The 22,168-nt window shown below is 38.3% G+C and carries 27 protein-coding genes and 1 pseudogene; 19 read left to right on the top strand and 9 right to left on the bottom strand.

Annotated features, from left to right (window positions below; translation table 11 throughout):
* Positions 1-594: 594 nt before the first annotated feature.
* Positions 595-1,617 (top strand): LysR family transcriptional regulator, encoded by a 1,023-nt coding sequence (locus DSBG_RS05800; protein ID WP_068963248.1) that lies wholly within the window; start codon positions 595-597, stop codon positions 1,615-1,617.
* A 162-nt stretch (positions 1,618-1,779) separates the two neighbouring features.
* On the opposite strand, the gene DSBG_RS05795 is transcribed toward DSBG_RS05800, so the two are convergent.
* Positions 1,780-1,968 carry a hypothetical protein gene (locus DSBG_RS05795; protein WP_009612743.1) on the bottom strand — a complete coding sequence of 63 codons (189 nt, stop codon included), beginning with the start codon at positions 1,966-1,968 and terminating at the stop codon, positions 1,780-1,782.
* 587 nt (positions 1,969-2,555) lie between these two features.
* Between DSBG_RS05795 and DSBG_RS05790 the strand changes: the two genes are divergently transcribed.
* The gene (locus DSBG_RS05790; RefSeq protein WP_068963247.1) at positions 2,556-3,503 is read left to right on the top strand and encodes a DNA-directed RNA polymerase subunit alpha; all 948 of its coding nucleotides are present in this window, start codon (positions 2,556-2,558) and stop codon (positions 3,501-3,503) included.
* A 674-nt stretch (positions 3,504-4,177) separates the two neighbouring features.
* On the opposite strand, the gene DSBG_RS05780 is transcribed toward DSBG_RS05790, so the two are convergent.
* Entirely contained in the window at positions 4,178-4,399 is a 222-nt protein-coding gene (locus tag DSBG_RS05780) for a hypothetical protein (protein WP_068963245.1), read from the bottom strand.
* A 615-nt stretch (positions 4,400-5,014) separates the two neighbouring features.
* Between DSBG_RS05780 and DSBG_RS05775 the strand changes: the two genes are divergently transcribed.
* The gene (locus DSBG_RS05775; protein WP_068963244.1) at positions 5,015-5,563 is read left to right on the top strand and encodes a hypothetical protein; all 549 of its coding nucleotides are present in this window, start codon (positions 5,015-5,017) and stop codon (positions 5,561-5,563) included.
* 1,031 nt (positions 5,564-6,594) lie between these two features.
* Positions 6,595-7,107, top strand: a complete 513-nt coding sequence (locus tag DSBG_RS05770; RefSeq protein WP_068963243.1) for a hypothetical protein — start codon at positions 6,595-6,597, stop codon at positions 7,105-7,107.
* 246 nt (positions 7,108-7,353) lie between these two features.
* On the opposite strand, the gene DSBG_RS05765 is transcribed toward DSBG_RS05770, so the two are convergent.
* The 5 genes from DSBG_RS05765 to DSBG_RS22910 form a co-directional block, all read right to left on the bottom strand.
* Positions 7,354-7,686, bottom strand: a complete 333-nt coding sequence (locus DSBG_RS05765) for a hypothetical protein (protein ID WP_068963242.1) — start codon at positions 7,684-7,686, stop codon at positions 7,354-7,356.
* A gap of 74 nt (positions 7,687-7,760) precedes the next feature.
* A complete protein-coding gene (locus DSBG_RS05760) occupies positions 7,761-7,961 on the bottom strand; it encodes a hypothetical protein (protein ID WP_009612732.1) in 201 nt (66 codons plus the stop codon).
* A 143-nt stretch (positions 7,962-8,104) separates the two neighbouring features.
* Positions 8,105-8,335: a hypothetical protein gene (locus DSBG_RS05755; RefSeq protein ID WP_068963240.1), complete on the bottom strand. Its 231-nt coding sequence runs from the start codon at positions 8,333-8,335 to the stop codon at positions 8,105-8,107.
* A gap of 265 nt (positions 8,336-8,600) precedes the next feature.
* A complete protein-coding gene (locus DSBG_RS22915) occupies positions 8,601-8,750 on the bottom strand; it encodes a hypothetical protein (protein WP_176716184.1) in 150 nt (49 codons plus the stop codon).
* A 498-nt stretch (positions 8,751-9,248) separates the two neighbouring features.
* Complete coding sequence (locus DSBG_RS22910; protein WP_176716183.1) at positions 9,249-9,422, bottom strand: hypothetical protein; 174 nt, start codon at positions 9,420-9,422, stop codon at positions 9,249-9,251.
* A gap of 188 nt (positions 9,423-9,610) precedes the next feature.
* Here DSBG_RS22910 and DSBG_RS05750 point away from each other — a divergent pair, with 188 nt between their 5' ends.
* The 4 genes and pseudogenes from DSBG_RS05750 to DSBG_RS23585 all read left to right on the top strand — a co-directional run bounded on the left by DSBG_RS05750 (position 9,611) and on the right by DSBG_RS23585 (position 11,970).
* On the top strand, positions 9,611-10,360 hold the full coding sequence (locus tag DSBG_RS05750) for a C1 family peptidase (protein WP_068963239.1): 750 nt from the start codon (positions 9,611-9,613) through the stop codon (positions 10,358-10,360).
* Positions 10,361-10,574: 214 nt separating this feature from the next.
* A pseudogene (locus DSBG_RS24180) lies at positions 10,575-10,664 on the top strand (hypothetical protein); the annotation flags it as partial.
* A gap of 84 nt (positions 10,665-10,748) precedes the next feature.
* A complete protein-coding gene (locus DSBG_RS05745) occupies positions 10,749-11,588 on the top strand; it encodes a DUF1906 domain-containing protein (RefSeq protein WP_068963238.1) in 840 nt (279 codons plus the stop codon).
* A 196-nt stretch (positions 11,589-11,784) separates the two neighbouring features.
* Positions 11,785-11,970: a hypothetical protein gene (locus DSBG_RS23585; RefSeq protein WP_242877422.1), complete on the top strand. Its 186-nt coding sequence runs from the start codon at positions 11,785-11,787 to the stop codon at positions 11,968-11,970.
* A 175-nt stretch (positions 11,971-12,145) separates the two neighbouring features.
* On the opposite strand, the gene DSBG_RS21645 is transcribed toward DSBG_RS23585, so the two are convergent.
* The gene (locus tag DSBG_RS21645; RefSeq protein WP_141694245.1) at positions 12,146-12,448 is read right to left on the bottom strand and encodes a YmaF family protein; all 303 of its coding nucleotides are present in this window, start codon (positions 12,446-12,448) and stop codon (positions 12,146-12,148) included.
* A gap of 269 nt (positions 12,449-12,717) precedes the next feature.
* Here DSBG_RS21645 and DSBG_RS22905 point away from each other — a divergent pair, with 269 nt between their 5' ends.
* The 9 genes from DSBG_RS22905 to DSBG_RS22320 all read left to right on the top strand — a co-directional run bounded on the left by DSBG_RS22905 (position 12,718) and on the right by DSBG_RS22320 (position 19,649).
* Positions 12,718-12,888, top strand: coding sequence for a hypothetical protein (locus DSBG_RS22905; protein WP_176716182.1), 171 nt, complete (start codon positions 12,718-12,720; stop codon positions 12,886-12,888).
* 197 nt (positions 12,889-13,085) lie between these two features.
* A complete protein-coding gene (locus tag DSBG_RS05740; RefSeq protein ID WP_068963237.1) occupies positions 13,086-13,271 on the top strand; it encodes an aspartyl-phosphate phosphatase Spo0E family protein in 186 nt (61 codons plus the stop codon).
* Between the two features lie 252 nt (positions 13,272-13,523).
* Positions 13,524-13,676: a hypothetical protein gene (locus DSBG_RS22900; RefSeq protein ID WP_176716181.1), complete on the top strand. Its 153-nt coding sequence runs from the start codon at positions 13,524-13,526 to the stop codon at positions 13,674-13,676.
* A 304-nt stretch (positions 13,677-13,980) separates the two neighbouring features.
* Positions 13,981-14,193 carry a helix-turn-helix domain-containing protein gene (locus DSBG_RS21640; protein ID WP_083236741.1) on the top strand — a complete coding sequence of 71 codons (213 nt, stop codon included), beginning with the start codon at positions 13,981-13,983 and terminating at the stop codon, positions 14,191-14,193.
* Between the two features lie 229 nt (positions 14,194-14,422).
* The gene (locus DSBG_RS05735) at positions 14,423-15,232 is read left to right on the top strand and encodes a DUF4405 domain-containing protein (RefSeq protein ID WP_068963236.1); all 810 of its coding nucleotides are present in this window, start codon (positions 14,423-14,425) and stop codon (positions 15,230-15,232) included.
* A 615-nt stretch (positions 15,233-15,847) separates the two neighbouring features.
* Positions 15,848-16,369: a DUF3231 family protein gene (locus DSBG_RS05730; RefSeq protein WP_068963235.1), complete on the top strand. Its 522-nt coding sequence runs from the start codon at positions 15,848-15,850 to the stop codon at positions 16,367-16,369.
* A 24-nt stretch (positions 16,370-16,393) separates the two neighbouring features.
* The gene (locus DSBG_RS05725; RefSeq protein WP_068963234.1) at positions 16,394-16,912 is read left to right on the top strand and encodes a DUF3231 family protein; all 519 of its coding nucleotides are present in this window, start codon (positions 16,394-16,396) and stop codon (positions 16,910-16,912) included.
* A gap of 479 nt (positions 16,913-17,391) precedes the next feature.
* Positions 17,392-19,308 carry an OPT/YSL family transporter gene (locus DSBG_RS05720; protein ID WP_068963233.1) on the top strand — a complete coding sequence of 639 codons (1,917 nt, stop codon included), beginning with the start codon at positions 17,392-17,394 and terminating at the stop codon, positions 19,306-19,308.
* Positions 19,309-19,457: 149 nt separating this feature from the next.
* Positions 19,458-19,649 carry a hypothetical protein gene (locus tag DSBG_RS22320; RefSeq protein ID WP_141694244.1) on the top strand — a complete coding sequence of 64 codons (192 nt, stop codon included), beginning with the start codon at positions 19,458-19,460 and terminating at the stop codon, positions 19,647-19,649.
* A gap of 66 nt (positions 19,650-19,715) precedes the next feature.
* Here DSBG_RS22320 and DSBG_RS05715 read toward each other — a convergent pair whose 3' ends face one another.
* On the bottom strand, positions 19,716-20,489 hold the full coding sequence (locus DSBG_RS05715) for an SGNH/GDSL hydrolase family protein (RefSeq protein ID WP_068963232.1): 774 nt from the start codon (positions 20,487-20,489) through the stop codon (positions 19,716-19,718).
* Positions 20,490-20,914: 425 nt separating this feature from the next.
* On the opposite strand from DSBG_RS05715, the gene DSBG_RS05710 reads away from it, so the two are divergent.
* Both DSBG_RS05710 and DSBG_RS21635 read left to right on the top strand, forming a co-directional pair.
* Positions 20,915-21,109 (top strand): antitoxin VbhA family protein, encoded by a 195-nt coding sequence (locus DSBG_RS05710; protein ID WP_068963231.1) that lies wholly within the window; start codon positions 20,915-20,917, stop codon positions 21,107-21,109.
* Positions 21,099-21,545 carry a Fic/DOC family protein gene (locus DSBG_RS21635; RefSeq protein WP_176716180.1) on the top strand — a complete coding sequence of 149 codons (447 nt, stop codon included), beginning with the start codon at positions 21,099-21,101 and terminating at the stop codon, positions 21,543-21,545. The genes DSBG_RS05710 and DSBG_RS21635 overlap by 11 nt, the downstream gene beginning before the upstream one ends.
* Positions 21,546-22,168: the final 623 nt, after the last annotated feature.

The following is a 22,168-nucleotide window of genomic DNA, read 5'->3' as shown; positions in this document are numbered from 1 at the left end:
TAATTCATTCATGATAGGGAGTTGTTAAGCTGCAAACTAATTAGCACATGTATCCATTCGTTGACATAATTGCGAAGTCAGGGCTAAAGTGGGTTGCGAGTTCTGCAGGCTAAAAGTGTAAATAAACGTGTACATTTAAAGAATTATCATTCTTAGGGGATTTATAAGGTTAAAAAGGCCTACAACATCCGGCACAGGAGAAGAGAGAAGATCTAGAATCTAAATTACAACGAGTTGGCATAGTAATTGCAAGATAATTCTGTGGATTCTGAATAGCTAAAATTTAAACGGGAACCTAAAATATTTGACAATATTGCGAACCTGAAATCATTTTGATTAAGAGTAATTTTAATACTTAAATATATTTTACATGAAATGTAAAATATTGCAGCAATAGAATATAGAAAATAATCCAAAAATATAATATTATTAGACTATTCAAACAATATTTTGTTTTTACTGGGGACACGTTTTTATGCGCTAACTTTTTTAAAATTTTCTTGGATTGTTTATAACTATTTAGGAAGGCGAAGCATACGTGCGAATTGGAGAGTGCTATTTTTGATATAGAGGATCTAGGAGGGGAGATGCATCATGGAACAACACTTTCTCGTGTTTAAAGATGTTGTAGAAACCAAAAATATTACTTTATCGGCTAAGAAGCTTCACATGAGCCAGCCCAGTATTAGCTTACAGATTCAGAATCTGGAGAACGAGTATGGTGCTCGTTTTTTCGATCGCTCTAATAAGGGGGTTACGTTGACTAAAGAAGGACAAGTTTTTTATACCCATGTTCGAAGTGTCTTAGACCTTCTTTCGAATGCCAAAGAACAGATTGGTGCCCTTACCAAAAACCAAAGAGGACTGATCTATCTCGGTGCAACTTTAACGATTGGAGAATATGTTCTTCCCAACATCCTTGCTTATCTGCACAAGACTCATCCAAACGTGGACTTTAAAGTAAAGATCGCTAATACTGAATCAATTTCTCAGGATGTATTAGAGAAAAAAATACATATTGGTCTAATCGAAGGGCCAGTTACCTCGCACAAAGACCTTAATGTAGAGAGTTTCTGGAAAGACGAGTTGGTAGTTGCAATTCCCCATTTTCACCACTGGGCGTCAAGAGATAGCATTAACTTAGCTGAACTTCCCCATGAGCGACTGGTAACACGTGAGGATGGTTCTGGCACTCGCAAGGTAATGGAGATGGCCCTTAAAGAGAGAGGGCTAGATCCGAATGAATTGAATATAACGATGGAATTGGGAAGTACTCAGGCGATTAAACAACTGGTTTCGGCAGGACTTGGCATAACAATTATCTCCTCTTTAACGGTCAGTCGAGAATGCGAGCAGAAAACATTTAAAATCTTAAAAATTGAGGATTTACCAATTTATCGGCCTCTAAGTATTCTCACCAATGCCCGAACTACCCAGACAAAAGATGAGCGCATCTTAATCAACCTACTTCATGATCACAGATTGTTGTCTGATGTCTTAAGTAGAGATGATAATGAATTAGAGGAACACACAAAAAAAACCCATTTGGCTCACCCAACAGTGATTAATCGGAACGCACAGAGCAAGGGGCCAAATGCTAAGAAAACATTAGCATGATTATTGAATTTGAGGCATAACATCCCTCGACATGAATTTTTATTCTCCTCTTTAACCTCCTTATTGGCTCTCATCGGAAACGGTGTGGGCTTTTCTTAGCGTTTACAAGAAAAAGGAGAGCCGATAAGCTCTCCTTTAGGTATGATTATGGTATGGAACTAATTAACTCGTTTGTCCTTGTCCTTGTTGATGAGCCTGCTGTCCATGATTTTGCCCTAGTCCTTGGATTTGAGGTTCATAAGCCTGTTTTTTGACATCGTCAAATTTCTTGACCATCTCGGGGAATTTATCTTTAATTTGTTCTAATTCACTGGCTGAAACACTTTTTTTAGCTTCATCTTTATTACTCAAAAAGACCGCCTCCTTAATATTTTCCTAATCAGTATTTCCGAAGATACAAATTAATATGTTTGGTGAAGATGCTACTTTGATAATAAGATTACTTTAAGATGCGTGAATTGCTAGTTTGCATCTCTCAAGTGAACCCGTTGTTCTCAAGAGTGATCCATAATTTTTTAGGTTATAAGTTCTATAAGGCTATGTTTAAAGGATTTTACTCAGTATTCGTAGAAGTATTGTAAAATATACCAAGGAAATCACTGGTCTTCTATGTTGGTAGATATCAACCCTGGGATTAAACTCAATAGGACTTTAGAGATGGTGAGCAGGATAAAGCGAAGGTCGTGGAGAAGTTGTCGCTAAGAAATTAATAAACAGTGAATTAACCTGTCTTTTGAGGCGTTTGGCGTGGGAAAAATGATAGCTTGGTCAGGTTATCTTTTAAGAATTTAAGTTTTAGGATATAATTTTAAGAAGAAGGGATTGTGCTAATCTGGGAAGGGGTTAATACGCTTCTCTCGCGGATTGCCGTAATTCAGTCTCTTATAAAATATAATTTTTTTAAGTAATTAGAAATAGGGAAAAGAAGGTGCATTCTGCTGTTAGAAATCGAGAAGCCAAGAATCGAGTGTGTTGAACGTTCTGAAGACAATTGCTATGCAAAATTCGTTGTTGAGCCACTTGAAAGGGGATATGGGATTACCTTGGGGAATTCTCTAAGGCGCATCTTGTTATCTTCTCTACCTGGATCAGCTGTGACATCGGTCAAAATCGAAGGGGTACTCACTCAGTCCACAAAGATTCCAGGTGTACTAGAAGACATTACTGACATAATTCTTAATTTAAAGTCTCTTGCCCTAAAAGGCTATACGGATGAAACTCGGGTTATGCGCCTAGAAGCTCAGGGGGAAGGGGAAGTTAAGGCCGCAGACATCATAACTGATCCAGATATTGAGATTTTGAACCCAGACATGAAAATAGCCACCTTGGATAAAGATGGAAGCTTATTTATGGATATAACGGTAAAACGCGGCAAGGGTTATATTTCAGCGGACAAAAATAAGACGCCAGAGGATGTCAGCGGAGTTATTCCCATTGACTCCATTTATACTCCGATTTATAAGGTGAATTACTTGGTAGAAGCTACACGGGTTGGTCAAGTTATCGACTATGACAAATTAACTCTTGAAGCATGGTCTAATGGCAGTATCTTGCCTGAGGAAGCAATCAGTACGGCAGCCAGAATCCTGAATGATCACCTAAGTCTTTTCATGGGATTCACTGACGAACCTGAAAATGTTGAAACTATGGTGGAAAATGAGGAGAAATCCAAGGATAAAGTTTTGAACATGTTGATTGAGGACCTTAACCTGTCTGTTCGTTCATATAATTGCTTGAAACGGGCGGGAATCAACAGAGTTGAAGATTTGACCCAAAAGACAGAAGAAGACATGATCAAAGTGCGTAACCTTGGGCGCAAGTCGTTTGAAGAGGTGGAATACAAACTTAAAGAATTGGGATTATCGTTCCGATCAGAAGAGGAGTAATTCGTGTAAGCAGAATGTGAATTGCTCAGAGAGCCTCTTCATGGCATGCTTACGCTTCGCAAGCACTATTAACAATCCCCTCTCATTGAGAGGGGATTGTTTTAGTGTCCTACTTCTTTAAATTTTATAAAATAGAGTCACTCTTACTTTTCCTAGGCAATGAACTATTTGTTCATCTTGATGAATTCTGACATTTTCATGGTAATCTTTTTGAAGATGAACATTATTCACCGAACACTTTTACTAAAAAAGCGTTCGGTGAATAATGTTTCTGCATGAAATATTATTTTATGGGAGGAATAGTTGGAAAACGCGTTGAATGCTAGGTAATATGGGTACGAAGATGAGTAAGGGTTTAAAGCATAGGAAAATGGTTGCTGTAGAATACAACGAAGAAGATAAACTATAGAAAGAAGATGGGTTTATGATAAGATACGTTCTAGCAATTTTACTTTTAGTTGTTTCCTTTATGATTCAAAATTGGTTAACGAGATATTTTGAATATCAATGCGGAAAGTGTGAAGGGAAATTTGATCTACCAATTTTAAAAGCCATTTTGTCTATTCCTATAATGGGCAGGAAATATGTCAAGTGTCCTAAATGTGGAAAATGGGGTTGGGTAAGTTTGATACCAAAGGGAAAGGTATAGAAGAAATTGTGCTTGGGTGTGTCTTTTAGGAAGGATGGGAATCCCAAATTTCATCTCTAGCTTCTCGTACTGTATCAAAATAGCCCAAAGGCTTATCTAAGAATTTATCTATCCAGGCCAGATATCCAAGATTGGTGGGTGTGATAAGCCATTCACAGCCATTGTTTCGGAAAATTACTATGCTTGCTGTTACCATCGAGGTGTAGGATTCAAAACCGTTGTTGTGAGCGAATTTTTCTTGTTCCATTAGGGCCTCCTTAGTTATTTATATAGATACTCAAAAGTATTTATCCAAAGCACAATATATATTACACTTCTACATAACAAACAAAATTCCTGTAAAAATTCAAGGTCTACGCGAGTAAAGTGGTCAAACTACCTTTTGAACAACGGATTTTACTAATACCTAAGATCAGAGTAAAGAAATGAGGGATGAATTGTGGAGGAGTGAGTCAGTTCAGCCTTATGAGTTATAAAGATGGACAAATAACTTCCCGGGTTTATGCTGAAGGTTAGTGATAAAAACACTGGGTATATGGCTACAATTGGATCCCTTCGTACTGATTGACGGCTATGGACTACTGAACCCAGAGGGTTGCCAATGCCAAATCAGTGTGGACCGTAAGTAACGGTCAACTCAAGTTTTTGAGTGAGACGATTGAAGCCTATAATTAAAGATCATTAGGCACTTACGTCTTTGCGGCCTTGAATCGAGGTTACTCGATTTGGGTGCTGGTAAATCGAAATATGCATCCTGCGCATACATTGCCCCATCTCAAGCCGTTCCCGTGGTAATCCAGCATAATGATTGATTGTACGCAGGAATTGCCATATTTTATAAATATAGAAAGGAGGGTAACAAGTGAAAATCAAAAGTAAATTTCTTTTCATTGTTTTGATCTTATCTATGGTGGTTGTTTTCCCGAGTACTGCTTTTGCCCAAACTGATCAATACGGATATGACGCACATGCACGTACATTTAAAGGAACATTAGATAATTGGGAAGCCTTTCTAGAGGGTACGCCACCAACCACTTTTAGCTGGAAACAAAAAGATACCGTATTTATCGAAAGAAAATGGAGCAAGAGCTTTGATCCTATGGTTCAAGGAAACCCACCATCAGCTCCAGGAGCTTGGCAGCATGTTAAACTGTGGGAATATCTGTCTGGAGACGAGCTTGGATGGACGTGGCATGAAGAATTAGGTATTGTATACTCACCAAATAAGCCGATCCCCGGTGCAGTAGCACTTACACCAGAGGAAATGATGTTTCCTGGTTTTTATCTAATTAAAGACAAAGAATGGTCTGTAGGGCCAAATGGTGAAGTTACCACCGATCAAGATCTATCACCTAACCATAGAATCATGAGGAGAATGATTAAATTTTCACTAATAAAAAGATCCTTATAATCGTGAAAGTTATAAGCTAATGATCTTACTAACTTTTATAAGAGTGAGCAGAGTAGAGGGAAAAGTCTTTGGCAGTTGCGCCAGGGGACTCTTTTTCTTTTTTTAGAGATCAGATACATGTCAAGATGACGACCTAGAAAGGAGTTAGACCTAAGTGCAATGCAGGGTCTAACTCCTTTATTTGGCAGGTTTCCAATATAAGTCTTCACATATTCTTCACACAAAGTTCATGCAAAAGAAGCAATTATGATTTATAATAAATACAAAGAACAAGCTTGGGAAAATATGCAAGAAAGGAGTTGCACATAAAATGAAATTGATTATTATATTAGTGGTCATCGGTATGATTCCCACTATATTTAGGACTTTGCCAGATGTTGATGAGTGCGCAGACTAACAAAAGTCTAAGTAGATATAATCAGACGATTACCCGTTAATCTAACGGTTAACATAAAGTTTTCTCATTCTTGGTCCTCCTCCGCTCCCCCTCCTAGTGAGGGGGTTTTTTTGACACTCCATCTATAAGATGGGCGTATTTCTCTTTTCTATTCATTTTCATAAATGGTGTGGACTTAAGCATAATATATAATGTATGTTCATCCTACTCGCTCTCATCGGAAACGGTGGGAGCATTTTTTTATTATGTATACACAAGCCTGCGCTACTTCACGTATTATTAACCAGACTTGGGGTAAGATACCTCTGTAGTGAATATCTCCTTAACTTGGCTCTCAACGGACGCGGTGGGAGCCTTTCTGCTTATCTCGGGGGAATATTCCTAGTATGTTATCTAGTGGATGTCCGATTAACGGGCATCTTTTTAGGGTCCTATTTAACCATTGTAAGTTCCTCATTATTTGCAGGGTAATGCCGATAAATGTTGAATATATAATGTCATAGAATAACGATTGATTGCTGAGAACTCTAGGTTTGGCCTAGGGTTTACTTAATGAGAGCTAGGTTATGAGGGACTCAGGAGTATTTGGAGTGTGGACCGGTGACCACAACTAAGTTATCAAGGAGGGAATTAAGTGAAACAGTTATTACTTGACAACTGCATCAACATGGATACTGTCCTGTTTGAACTGGAAGGCAGTCCATATACAGTAAAGATGTTTTTGGCCTTGCTCAAAGATCAAGGAACGACTAAAAACGTCAAGAAAAAAATGACTCAATATTTTGGTAAAAAGTTCAAAGTCGAGGATAGAGAAAAAGTCATCACCTATATGAAGGGTGTTGCTCATGTTGTCCTTGGGACGAGTGGAGATGCTGTTAAAGAATTGGAAGAACAGACTGGTGCAATGCTCACACAGCTAAAACTCCAAGTGGATAACGCTGAAGACTTTGTTGACTTTGAGGAGTTAGCAAAAAAATTACCAGATATCGTAACTATCGTGGGAATCTATGCTAAACTCGGTGGATACTTTCAAACATGTGCTGATTTCTTGGAACTGGCTGTGAGAATCCAGAATGGTGTGGGGGATTACAAAACTGCACAGCTGACTCAGAAGGCCTTAGATAACTACCTTAAAAAAGCTAAGTGAGAGAGGAACTCAAGTTACAATAGACGGTTTTTTAAAATTCTTTCTTGAAGCCGAAGCCTAACGTTGGTCAAGTAGAACTATATAATTTTCTGATTGTATCAGGGATTAGCTCAGTATTTATTTTTACTGCCTCAGTGATATTGTTACATGAGGCTGATATCATCCAACCACTTGAAATGTAACTCCCATTACCAACTCTTTTATGAATGTCAACAGTTAATCGTTGAAACCTATTATCGATGTAGATCATTCCGTAATGATCTGATGTTCTAGAGGAGCTAAATTCTCATTACTGAATTTTATTGGATAGGCAGAATAATCGAATTCCTTGTCTCTAATTTTTATTTTCCCAAGGAATTCATTTGGTTTACCTAATAAGCTACTTTTAAATTTTCCATCGATATAAATTTCAGTCTTCTCAAATAACGAAGTGTCCTCAATACTGTACTTTATCCCATCGTAATGATAATGAATATCTTTTGGCTCCGTAGCTATCATAAATATTTTTGTACATACAATTATAAGAAGAAATGATATAACTAACCAGGTTATGGCTGAGTTGAAGATTTTCTTAAGCACACTACACCCCTTTCGACTGTGTAGTCACAAGGCGTTTGTCCTTTAGTTATTCCATAATGATTGAGGAACTTACCTTATCGCCAAACGAAATCGCCAGTAGCGATGTAATACCAATCACCGTCTTTCCAACTTTGTTCTAATAGATCTTCACCGGTTAGACCTTCTGGGTGATCAATGCACTTGTAGATAACAGGTATGCCAAGCTTTATTGCAGCTTCGCGCACGTGATGTCCATCGTGCAAGATGTACAAATCATCAAACCCGACTGCGTACACCGTAAGGACCAACTCTGAGCAATTATTTAATTCTGTTTTTTTGGATTCGGTTACTTTATCGTCGCGGTAGTGTAATCCTTCCGCCGTTTCGACCACATAAAATCTTTATTGAGGATGGGACCTGCCTTGCTATTCCCAAAGTTTTATTTAATATAGTTTGAAACCATAACAATAATAGTATAGAAGAATAAGAATGCGATGATTATACTCATCGAAATAATCGCTCTTTTTGGATCTTCTTGCTCTTCTTTTGCAGCAGAATAGTCGTTCGATGTCCTTAAATAGAAGATAGTAGCAGTTTCTCTAGCGGCAGCCTTGAAATTCCCATTTGATTTTTGGTTTCGGTTATCAATTACATAATATCTTCCGCTCATAAGCTTCTCTCCTTTTTAGGTGAATATGTAATGGAATCTTAGCAAGTTTTACATCTCGCTGCCGAAGGATTTACATTTCTTTTTCTTAACCGCATTTTGCGACATTCATTTCCTACTTCTTTCAATAAATAGAAAGTTCGCTAATAATTCTGAATTCCCTGCTTTTCAACAATATTGATTGTTTTGAGACTATTTGGGATTGATTGTTTACTTGGTCGTTAATATGAGATATGGCTCATAGACGGAATTGAACTAAATTCCGATCTCAGAAATGATGAGGATGAATTATCCAAGTCTGTGTCATTAAAGCTATCCCGTTTGCGATGCAAGTGGGATTTTTGGCTCCGCCGTTATAAATGATCATAATACTTGTTTCAGCGACAAAGCTACTCTTAGAGCCTATAAGTTCGTTCATTTAGCTCATCTCCTTTTGTGTGATGAGCTTATTAGTTACTAATGCTTGCTTGCTTTTGTATTGTTCTCTTGCCTTAAATGGTGGGAGGATTTTCTGGTGTTTTATAGCAGATACCATTATAAGGTTTAACATATTCTACATACAAAGGTCATTGAAAAGTAACAAATAGGGTTTAAGATCAATACAGTACTTAACTCTGTAATTTGCGGTTGAAATATAGAGCAAAGCCCTACTGAAATGTGTGCCATAATTAGCAAAGAAAGGACGTTTAGTTAGCATGAAGTATATTACTCTCTATCTGATCTGCTTGGCACTAATGCTTGCCTACAATTATGCAGCCATATATTTAAGAAGAGATTGACTAATGGGCACTTTAAAGAGGGTGTCTGGAACAGTCGCGAGGGATTAAATAAGCACAAGCATCCAACCCACTCATTAGGGGATTGTCTGCTTGTGCTTTTATTGTACCGATTGGAAGTTCGGTTTTTAAAGTTAGCGCTAATTCTTTTCATTTTCTAGTTCTAGAATAATACTACGGACGGCTTTGTTAACGTCCTCGTTAAAATGATCTATCGCTTGGCTCACATCGTTATGTTTAAAAATGATATTCCTCATGCTTTCTGCTACACGCTTAAACTTGTTTTGATTCGCCTTGTAATTATAGATGTTCATATCTTTTCTCTCCTTGCTGGTAAAATAGAAAACCCTTATGTCATTAGTATACTGCAAATAAAAACCATTATTAACCGTTTTGTAGCCCAAGAGGAAGGCTGAAATGGACATCTGGCGAACACTTGTCCAATCTGGAGCATAAACTGAACTGAGTTAAAGGTTCTCAGAAGAATTTGGAGGTAAGCAACATGACAAAAAGAGTATACAAACTAAAACCAGACACCGAGGACTTACGCGATAAAGTTTTCAGATCCACGCGATTTACAACCAAAACAGTCCTTCCGAAGAGTGTGGACCTCAGATTCGGTTGCTCCCCGATCGTTGACCAGGGAGAGCTAGGAAGCTGCACTGCCAACGCTATTGCCAGCGGTTTACGTGAATATTGGGAGAAACAAGCCGGTAGCCTCACACTGTTAAGCCGCCTATGGTTGTATTGGGAAGAACGCAACCTAGAGGGCACTGTGAATGAAGACTCCGGGGCAATGATCCGAGATGGCATGAAAGTCCTGCAGCAAATGGGATGCGCCCCTGAAGTAGATTGGCCTTACGACATTACGAAGTTTACCTTAACTCCTCCACCACAAGCCACAATGGACGCTGTCCCGTTTAAAATTTCCGAATATCATAGGGTGTTAAGCTTAACCACTTTGAAAGCCGCTTTGGCTGAAGGCTATCCGGTAGTGCTGGGCATTAGTGTGTACGAGAGCTTTGAATCCGAGCAAGTGGCTCAGACCGGAATTATTCCCTTGCCAAAGCGTGGAGAGAAACTTCTAGGGGGCCATGCTGTATTAGCTGTCGGTTATATAGACTCCGGGAAAACTACAGGTTACGTTGCTTGTCGAAATTCATGGGGTGAAGGATGGGGAGATAAGGGGTATTTTTATCTACCGTATAGCTATTTTGCTAAGTATGTGACCGATATGTGGACCGGCAAATAATTGTTCGCCCCTAAGGTCCGTCATATCACATTGGGGACGGTTGTAAGCGCTTGCTTGGGTGGGATAGGGGGATTACAGGCGCTCGTGTATTGCATGATCTTAGATTGCGTATTTGGGTTATTGGGTGCTATCAAAAACAAAAAGGTAATCAGTGAGACCATGTTTTGGGTGGCATCCCGAAAGGAGCTATTCTTGCGTTCGTGTCCATTCTGTCATGTTGGACGGCTTAGTGGGAAACAACGAGCCGATCTTCCGCACGATGGCTGTTTCTTTTTATGCAGTCTGCGAAGGGTGGCCCATATCTGAAAACTTGGGGATTCTCGGGGTACCGTTGCCGCCAGGATTGAGTAAGATATTAACTAACTGCAGGAAAAAGAGGAGGACAAGAATGGAAGGGATTGATTGCGCAGCTAAGTTAACCGCATCGAGCGCACAAGCACTTAAAAAAGCCGGGATATTATCCGTAGGTCGTTATCTTGGTAGAAACTCATGGAAGGGGTTAACTCTTGATGAGGTAAAGGCTATTCAGAACGCAGGCATGTCCTTATTCCTCATATGGGAACTGGCGCCTACGAAGAAAGCCTACTTTACTTATACCAAAGGGGTATCTGACGCGGCAGCTGCCATCGTTGAGGCTCAATACCTCGGGGCCCCCGATGGGTTGGCCATCTACTTTACCGTAGACTATGATGTTCAAACGGGGGACATGGCAGCTATAACGGATTATTTCCAAGGTGTTCGTGATGGGCTAGGCGGCAAATATCTCATGGGTGTTTATGGATCCTACATCGTTATGCAAAACATAAAGGCCGATAGATACTTTCAGACCTATGCGTGGTCCGGAGGAAAGAAGGCACCAAATCACATTTACCAGTATAGCAATGATGTAAAACTAGCCGGGGTCGCGGTTGACCGAGACTACGTTAATGATAATGCCGGACTATGGGAAGTGAAAGGGGATAGTGAAGTGTTTGATTATGCAGTGGTTTATTTCACGGCTAAAGATTATTCGGTTGCAATGAGTATTGCGGATCTGCATGGGGGATGTGCTATGTTCTGCCGTAATGGAAGTGCGAATGTTCACCCTGATGCAAAAAAAGCTACTAAGGTGTTCAATGTTGGTGGACCGAAACTTGGTTGGACTAATGAAGTTTACATGTCTGGAGATAAGGCTCTGGATACAGTAAATGAAGTTGCAAAGGCTTATACTTCAGGGAAACTATCCTAAAAGGTGCTACCGAAATTGATGTCATAACAAAGCAATTTGCAGATTTTGCAAATTGCCAAGAGCTTGCCAATTTGAATAAGCGGATATCTCAGTTAGGGTCAAAGCAGGAACAACCTGCTTTTAATTTTGTCCAAAATACAATGGTGGAATAAATCCAACCGCCAATGACACTTTCGGTAAGTGCCTTCCGGCCCCGGTGGAAGCTATTGTCGATGTAGTAATTAAAGTTGCCCTAGCAGGAGTCCACGCTGCCCAACAATTATGTAATATTGACCAGTTAACTCAGGATGTCCGTTATAGCCCACTTCGAACTAGACGGCACACCCATCCCATCCGCCTCAAACTCAACGACCAAGAACTTAAGATCGAGCAGGTAGTCTAGTCTCAGTCACCGCGGAGAAAGCTGGCTGGCAATCGTATGTTGATCTTCCGATGCCAGAGCGAGATCAAGGGAGAGCTGCGGTCGTTTGAGATTAAGTATGAAATCGGGGCCTGTAAGTGGTCTCGGTGGAAGACTCTAAAAAGGAGAGTTTAGTTGCTCCCCTTTTTAGATGTGATTAATAAGACGGATAACCTAAACCACAATAATGGTGAATATGGTTATGCGTCAGTGAAGTTATGCCACTGTGACAATGCACATGAGAACCATCTGCTAGATAAAGTGCAGGGCCTGTCATCCCAAAATAGCAATGGACATGCCCTCTGTCACATGAGGTGACCCCCTTATAACGGTGAACATGATTAGCACCGTAAGGTATTCCGCAACTAGTCGTTCCAGCCATAGTGTGAGTGTGTTGCACATCGACGGATGTTATAAAACAAAAACCGTGTACATGGTTAAGATCTGTTCTCGAATACACCAGCTCACCTCCTAATAGTTATTAAGTTCTGATTAATGAAAGCTTGGTATAATATATGGATATTAATGGAAATGGTGAGATTCGTCGTAACATTTGAACGAATACTACTAGTGAGTTAAAGGTAGATGGAGGTAATGTAAAAGGAGAGCCGCTAAGCTCTCCTTTTAATATTCTCTGAATGAGCAGTTGTCCTATTCACTTGGCTCCCATTGGTGACGGCGGGAGCTCTTTTTTGTCATTGACAGATCAAGCCCAAACCAGTAAATTAGTTGCAACGAATAGACTATCAGGTGCGTGAGGCGGGAGGCGAGGTACTGGCTGCCGGGCTTGGTGTATCGATCGATGAATTAGTTAACAATCAATCGGGCCTTCGTCAGGCCTATTTTACAATCGGAATATGGTATATTATGGTTACTGGGGATAGTGTAGCACTAAAATGATTTAATAAATGTAGCTTGAGGGAAGTAATCAAGAATTTTAATATAATGTATCGAAAGGGGGATATTTAAACACACTACTTTTTTAGTTCTCTCGAAGTGTCTCTCAATCATACAAATATTAGCAGTAAGTCCTCGGTTTTGCCGGGGCTTACTTTTTTGGGCACACTATCCCCTAAAAAAATAAACGGAGGGATAATGTGTCTGAACTCGAAGAACTAATAAAGCGCATCGAAGAATTGCGCTTGAACATGATTAAGAAAAAAGAGGGAAGATCTTATACAGATCCGGAAATCGTAGCTGCAAGTCGAGAGTTGGATGTTGTTTTAGACAAGTACCAAGAGATGCTAATGAAACGACGCATGAAGATGAGGATTGAGGAATAGAAAGAGTCCACTGCGTTAGCGATGAAATGTAAAAGGAGAGCTTATCTACTTATATCTACTCTCCTTTTTTATTGCCTATATGGTGGTGGATCTCCTTGAAGTTAGTGGCTATATTTCCCCAAGAAGTCTCATCTACCATTCTTATTCAATTATATCCAAGCAGTGAGTCTGTAAGCTGGTAGGTTTTGTCTGTTTGGTGATCAACAAGACCTTGAGGGGATTGTCTTTAAAAAGAAAGATTCAAATAAATACATGACGGTTTCGATCGTTGAATTTAGAAAATCTGAATTAGTTTGGTTACTTAGGTTTCCAGACGAAAAACCAGCAGGAGTGGTTGAACTGGGGGTACCGATTGATACGTGGAAGGCCGTATATGAGTTTGCGAAAATGGTAAGGGGTAAATAAACAAACGACTATGTCTATTTGCCAGATGATTCGCTTAAGTGCAAGGTTAAATACCGAACCTTAACAAAGGCAGGACTATTAAGGTTTCCTTCATTCCTTGGGTTTTCAAGTTAAACCTGTTCGTGGAAAATGTAAGCATAATGATTGTATCCCGGGTCATAGCATATAATGTATGTTCATCCTACTCGCCCTCATCGAAAACGGTGGGGGTGTTTTTTGTCGTTGACAGATCGAGTCTAAACAAGTAAATTAGGTTCAAGGACTTAAATTATCAGAATTGTGTGAAAGAAAGCGGGTTTTTCCCTTGATCATAATTAATGAGACTGTCTGCAGACGAATAGCTCACTACAGAGATAAGCGTAATTTAACAAGGGAAGAGCTGGCCTCTAATGTAGGAATCAAGCTCAAACGTCTTATCGATATAGAAACTGGATTAAGAATACCTCGTATAAACGAACTCGTACAATTGGCTACCGGGCTATGCATTTCGATTGATGAATTAGTTAACAATGAATAGGTCCTTCTTCAGGCCTATTTTATAGTCGATAATTGCATATTATGGTCATTGGGGATGGTGTAGGTGTTCATTCTTGCATTGACTTTCTCAGAAGTATTTTAGAGTGCTCTTTAGGATTACGCCAGTAACTTTAAACGTTAAGCAAACTTTCAGGGAGCACTCAGTTCAAACTCAGGAAATGCCTATATAATCATAATGAAAACATCATTATGATATGGAGGATATTTAATTGAAAAACAAAAATTTTATAAAACTGACATTTGATATCTTTATCGTTTTACTCTTCACATTGCTTTATAATGTAAGAGTTTTTGGAGGGTTAGCCTTTCATGAAATCGCAGGTTTGGGGATAGGCGCTCTATTCATAGTGCATATCCTACTTAACTCGCAATGGGTTATCAAAGTAACGCAGAGGTTATTTGACCACAGTTTGCCGGGTAAAACTCGTTTCGGTTACTTCCTTAATATTTTACTTTTATTCTCAATGGCGTTTACAATTATGAGCGGATTGATGATCTCAAAAGTGTTATTCCCAGGCTTTGGTGGCGTAAATGGACGAGCATTCCGTGGGCTGCATAGCAGTGTTTCTTATTTAAGTCTTGCACTTGTGGGCGTTCACGTTGGGCTTCATTGGCAATGGATAGCGGGTCTTATGAAAAAGGTATTCAAAGTTAAATCATCTAGTACGGTTAGTGTGGTAGCCAAAATTGCTTTAACGTTGATACTATTGTTGGGGGGGGTTCAAGTTCTTTCAACACAATTTAGTTCGAATATAGCCCTAATAACAACGAATCTTAGTGCGAACTCAGAACAAATTCAACCAGACGGACTTACTGGTCAGTTCGATAAGAATATTCCAACAGGCAAAGACGGGAGAAGTCCTGGCCATGAAGATGGAAAAGGTGGGAATGCGAATTCCACAGGTGTGATCATCACTTTCTTAGGAGTAATCGGCGGAATTGCAGTAGGAACGAAATATTTAGAAAAACAAATAATGAAAAAAGCCTTAAAGTCGCTAACTCAGGAATTAGAACTCTAAAACACTTTCTTTAGAGGGCAAAATATAAGCCCAGTTTGGCCCAGTTTACAAAAATGAGCTGGGCCTTTTTACGCGAGCAGGGCGTCCAAAGGTATATTTAATTGGTTATGAGAAAGGAAAATCCTCATCTATTGGACAAGTAGTTGATCATGAACAAATTGTTAGAAATTTTGTTCAAACTACCTAGAATCAGCAGAATTCTTACTATTTGGTAACATCTTTGCTCATATCTGTATAGGCCTCCAAAGCTTAAGAATATCTATGATATATATACTGCTCAATCATCTTTATACTCTTCCTGAGTATAGAAATCTACCATGCCCTACATTATGAAAAGTAGGGCATTTTTTATGTCCTAAGTTCGCTCTTTCGCCGTCAATCTGGACAAGGACTTTAAGACTTACTAGGTTACGGAAAAGACAGTATTTACAAGTTACTCAGACACTTAAAGATGAGCCTGGCGAAGAAGAGCAGAGTTGTTCCAATAGAAATCTAAAGTAGGAGCTTAGGTAACGTACTAATATATTTAAAATGATTAACTTAATAAATCCGTTTATGCGTATAAAGAAAAGTAGAGGAGGAAGTATAAAAGTATAAACGCAAAGGAGAAAAAATATGGTAGATATAATGGATAAATTGCAGAAGCTAACTGATACTGGGAAGTCAATCAGAGAAAAACAAAGAATTATTAATGTAGTAGAAGTTTTTTATATTTGGGATGTTTTAGTCACCAAATTGGATGCCTTAGAAACCGTCCAGATTTTTGAACATATGATTAAAGATAATGATTTAGCAATTATAAAAAATAAGGTCAAAGAAGGGCTACTTGAAGGAATTGATGATATGGAAGCATTAATGCGTGAGTATGATTTGCCTTTTCCTATGAGGCCGCCTGCAGACGTAAGTTCGATAGTTCATATAGAGGCTATTAGCGACAGAGACATTTTTCAAATGTTCTATGAAGTTATTGCTGCATTTTTTCCTATTCTTGGCATCGGTTTTATGCAAAGTACCACCCCTGACGTCAGAAAAGGCTTAAAAAATCATTTACTATTGACTATGGAATTACAGGAAATGCTGGTTGAATACGGTAAATTAAAAGGCTTTTTAAATCAACCACCTGTCTATCGACCATAAAAAAATATAATTTGAGGTGATATCATGGAGATATTAAAGTACATTGGAGAAATCTCTGAAATGAACAAGTCTCTCAGCGAAAAACAAATAACCATAAACGTAAGCGAGGTTTACCATCTCTGGAATCATTTGATGCAAAGATATAACGTCATATTTGTTACCAGTCTTTTAAATAGCTTCGTTAAAGATAATGATTTAAAGTTAGTCCTTGATTCTGGCAACAAGACTCTTACTAAGCATACCAAGTTATTAGAAAAAGAGCTTTTGAACTATGGCATTCCTTTACCTCTTAGGCCGCCAAAACAAACTCAAGAAACGGTGGATTTCGAGCTAATATCGGATAGGCACATTTACAGACGGATACTAAGAGGCATTCAGGCCTTTCTACCAGTTCATACTATGGCCTTTATTCACAGCACTTCGCCGAAACTCAGGGACTTGTTTATGTCGTTTATGGATGAAGAGATGAAGATATATGATAAGTACCTCGAATATGGCAAAATCAAGAATTATCTAATTAGACCACCCGTTTACAGGCCTTAGTTGAAAATAAAGTAGTATGTTTAGTTTTAGTATAAAGGCTTAGTTAAAGAGTAGTGTTAATTTCGATTGACTACTTGAAACCCAGGTTCTTGCTTGCGTTAAATCTTTAACCCGGACAAGGGATAATTCGGACGATACTTACAGGTACTAAAAAAAGACTCTGCTCATGCAAAACAAAAGCGAAACATCCTCCGCGCTTACCGCCAGAGGGTGTTGTGTTTTGCCGACTGGTTTGAATCGACTAACGGTACGCTTTGAGTTTGGCATATCATAGAGATTTTGCATCAATTTTACGACGAGACACATAATCAGCATCCGCTGAGTTTGTTCTCACTTTTGTTGAAAGGGGAAGCTCTTGTGACAAAAAACAAGGTATTATACTCAAGAAGGAAAATTACCCAACTATATTTATCATAAAAATATATATTTTTGAAATTAAGCGACAATACTATAAATAAGAATATATTGTGAGGTATATTATGGATAAAAAATTATCTAAAGATGCATATGGTGGCGTAGCTGGAAAAGACTATGTACCTTTCATTTCCGGCGGCTCTAAATCTGGTGGAAACGCCGCAGTATTAGCAATAGGTATTGTTTTGGCTGCTTTGTTTGCAGCTTCTACTGCCTATTCAGGTATGAAATCGGGTCTTACAGTTGCAGCTGGTATACCAGGTTCTATAATAGGCTCTGCACTTATAGCTGCATTTGCTAAACAAAAAGGTATTCTTGGGAAAAACCTAATTCAAGGTATGTCAAGTGGCGGAGAATCAATTGCCAGTGGTATGATATTCGTTTTACCAGCAATTCTTTTAATAGGTTCAAAAGCTTCTTTTTTAGAAGGTTTTGTTGTTGGTGTAGGTGGCGTCTTATTCGGTATAGCAATAGCTTCCCTTGTTTATAATTACTTAATCGTTGAAGAACACGGTGAATTAATGTACCCTGAGTCAATGGCTATATCTGAAACACTTGTGGCTTCAGAAGCCGCTGGAGAATCTCTTAAGTACATGGGAATAGGGTTCGGAATAAGTGGTGTAATAATTATTATAACGGGTTCATTTTTAAATGTGGCTAACAACGTTATAAGCTACGTAAACGAATCTTTTTACAAGTGGAGATTTCAAGTTGAAGTTAATCCATTATTATTAGGCATAGGATTCATAGTTGGTATAGAAGTTTCTTTAACTATGTTTGCTGGTTCTATTTTATCTAACTTCGGTATTTTGCCTCTAATAGGTTACTTCTCTGATCTTGCAAAAAGTGGTGTAACCATATGGAATAATCCTGGTGTTGCTATAAACGCTATGAAAGTTGGTGATATAGCTGGTAGTTATGTAAAATATATTGGCGCAGGCATGATGCTTTCCGGTGGTTTAATTGGTGCTATAAAGCTAATACCTACTATAATATTTTCTATTAAAGAAACTCTCAACTCTAAGTCGTCAAATAATGGTGATAGTTCATCTGTCACAAACTTAATACTACTTTGTGGTATAATAGTAGGTCTTATTGCAGGTTTCTTGGTATCTGGTGGTAACATATTAATGGCAATAACTGCTTCTGTTTTATCATTATTCTTATCATTACTATTTGTTATAGTTTCTGGCCGTTTAACTGGTACTATAGGAACTTCGAACCTTCCTGTATCTGGTATGACTATAGCTTCTTTAGTTCTTGTAACATTTTTATTCGTTGTAATGAGATGGACAAATCCTGAAAGCAATAGATCTTTACTTCTATTTGGTACATTTATAGTTACCGCTATAGCAACAGCTGGTGGTTACTGCCAATCACAAAAAGTTGCTTTCATAATAGGCGGAGACAAAAACGAAATGCAAAAACACTTCGCAATAGCCGGTATAGTTGGTGTTGTAGTAGTAACTGGTACTATATTATTACTTTCCAATCAACTTGCAATGACTGGTGATAACGTTCCATTTGCCCTGCCTCAAGCTAACTTAATGGCAACATTAACTGCTGGTATAATCTCAGGAAAATTACCTTGGGTCATGATTATTTTTGGTGCTGTTATGGGAATCGTTTTATTCTTTCTAAACCTTCCTATAATGACAGTTGCTATAGGATTCTACTTACCAATTTCTACAACTTCTATAATTTTAGTAGGTGCCTTAATTCGTTCCATCGTAGAAAGAACTTCCACATCTGAAAAGGAAAAAGAAGTTAAAGTATCTAATGGAATAAGCTTATCTTCTGGACTAGTTGCTGGCGGCTCTATAATAGGACTTATCGGTATAATACTTCAAGTATTGGGTGTTATAAAAGGAAGTGAGCCAAGCGGCTTCGCTGCTTCTAACGGTATGGCAATTATGATATTAGTAATTCTAGTAGTAGCTACTGTGATACCTATAATTACTCAGTGCGGTGAAAGACGCTAAATAACAACGAAGAAAATACAGTCAAATCAAATTACAATTTGAAGAAGATAAAACCTCATGAGGATTATTAGCATTCTCAACACGGTAGATACCAGTGATGAAAGATCGATTAGCAACAGGGCGAGCAGAAAACTGAACTACAACAGCAGATGAACACCTCCGAAGAATTAATTAGTAAAACAAAATCGGTCAATAAAAAGCAAGAACAAGAAACGGATCTGAAAGCTGAGGTTTTACTTGAAAGTGCAATAACCGAGAAAACATCTTGGTGGAGAAGGCCATCAATCAGCGGAAACATTTTAGGCAAAAAGATAGCACTTCCGGGGTTGATACGACCCTAAAGCGCTATCTGATGCTATCTGATTTTGTATGTTTTAAGATTGTTTAAGATCCTATCAAATCTCTTATTAATTAACTCCTCTTAGGAAATCAACTTTAATAATATCCCAAAAATCCTTAGCGATTGCCCTGTATCCCGAGATATCTGGATGGATATTATCTTCAGGGAGATATTTTGCTAAATGTTTATCCATAGTTGTATAAGTATCAACATAGGTAGCTATTGTTGAACCCGTCGAATCTTTTAAATCAGCTACGCCTTTAACAGTTTGGTTAAACCCTTTTATCAGAGGAATAAGCTGCGCTTGTTGTTCTTCGGGTAAATAGGGGAATGCATTATAATAACCCATTAAATAAATCTTAGCATTAGGATTTAGACCTTTAAGTGTAGAAGTGATTTTAAAGATATTTCCTGCAACATTTTTGATAGCAGCTGGTGCTTGAGTCGGATCGAATAATGGGTCTCGTATCATACCAAGTAAGTCATTTGCTCCTACGTCTAATGTGATTATTTCTGCATTGGAAATAGCTACTATTCTATTTGCGTTAACTGGATTATCAGGATTAATATCAGCGAAAACCTTATCCGTGGTGTAGCCGGGTACTCCAAAGTTCCGGTAGTCTCCTAAAACTCCTTCGCCATCTAATTTCACGGCAATAAAATCTGTATAACTTTTATCTATTGTGCCATTTGGTGCATACCCTGCAACAAGAGAATCACCTAACGCAACATAGTCAAGCTTTTCACTGCTTTGGGCGAATGCTACCCCAGTCATAGAGAGTAAAAACACCCAAGTAAGTATTATTGTCTTAAAATATGGCCTGTTAGAGTAAAGTTTCAAGCTATCTAACCTCCTTAATTAATATTTTACACATACAATACCATAATATCCAATGTTTGCATATATATTTGCCGTGTAAGTGAGAGGGATAAATATTTTATTGAAGGGTTTGGGCAACAACTGGTAGAACAAATTCTGTGAGAAACAATCTAATCTTACTTAAAAAGATAAAAACTCAGACATGAGAAGATAGTACTAGGGTGGTAGTAGTCAGCGAAATCCGGGCCAACAGACCAATTGCTGATAGTTGGAAAGAGGAGATTGATGAAGATTTTGAACGCCGTAACAAAAATCGTCAAGGGAATTAAGTAGCTATAGGCTATGGGGCAGTCGATAAAGATTGGTCTGAATATCTATAGAAAGTATTCCGACTAAATTGTCTTTGAGCTTAAAAATGAATATAATAGTATCAAGAGGTGATTGTATTGGCAAGGAAAACTCCAAGAGCGGCAACGAATAATCGGGTGATTTCTGGTGTAAGGGCATCGATGGCTTTTGAAGGATTAAAGGCAAGTACACATGCGCAGGCAATCGGAAAACGGTACCTCGAAGATAAGATTAGCAGTAGGGAAGCTGTCGCAGGCATAAAGGCTAGGCACGCTTCTAAATTTGGACGCTAAAATGAAAAGTGGCAGTGGCTTTTCAAAGTACGATTCTACAGAAATTAGCCGGTCTGTCTATTACTATAAAGATTTTGATGTATTGATTAATAAAGAAAACATTAAGGATGCAAATGCCTTAGCTGAATATGAAGCTGATATGACAATGCTTCGGCAATACCAGCTTGAAAAAGAACAGATGGTGAAAGGTAGATTTGGAAGCACCCACTTAAAAAGAATACATGGGTATATCTTTCAAGACATCTATCCTTTTGCTGGCAAATTAAGGACTGAGAATATTGAGAAGGGTTCTACATTTTTCTGTAAAAGCCAGTTTATTGAGGAAAACTTAAATTCTACATTTAGCAACCTAGCAAAGGACAGATATTTAGTAAGTTTGAATCCGGAGGAATTTTCTCAGAAGGTAGCTTATTATATGTCTGAACTAAAAATATGATACATCCATTTAGAGAAGGTAACGGTCGAAGCATTCGAGAGTTTATTCGAGAATTAGCTATGAACTGTAATTACATAATCAACTGGTCTTTAATTGAGAAAGAAACTTTATTAGAAGCTACAATAATTGCTGTTAACAAAGATTTACAACCGTTGAAGAAGTGTATTTTGCAAGTCATTGAAAATAAGTAAATTGAAGAATATTTTAGTAAAGCATCTGAGAAGGTGCTTTTTTCCATGCCCGATTCTTATAACTGAAACTACAAAGTTATAGAGCAATACGGTATATACTGATGAGCACTGTGTGATAAAAAGATTTGCTTTTCGTTCACTTAAAGTACCACATTATGCATCTAGTAGTCTGGATCAATATGCCCTGAAAAAGCACTCAAATTATTTTGTTGACTATTTAGGGTTTTGAAAAGTCAACAATGGCAAAAGAAAAAAGGCCCAAAGGCCTTGCAGTTAGAACCTGAATTTGTCGATTTTTTCGTAAGGGCGGAAACTGGCCCATGCTCTAGCTTTAGGAGCCTTTTTTATTACCTTAACGATGCCTGACATGAATGATGGAGTATAACGTTGATTGTGTTATTACGTGAAAAGCAAAAGTAGCCCACCCATTGA

Source organism: Desulfosporosinus cupriresistens (genome assembly GCF_001707885.1).
Lineage (GTDB): Bacteria > Bacillota > Desulfitobacteriia > Desulfitobacteriales > Desulfitobacteriaceae > Desulfosporosinus.
Note: the sequence above shows the minus strand (reverse complement) of the source record. Positions and strands in the feature narration are given on the sequence as shown.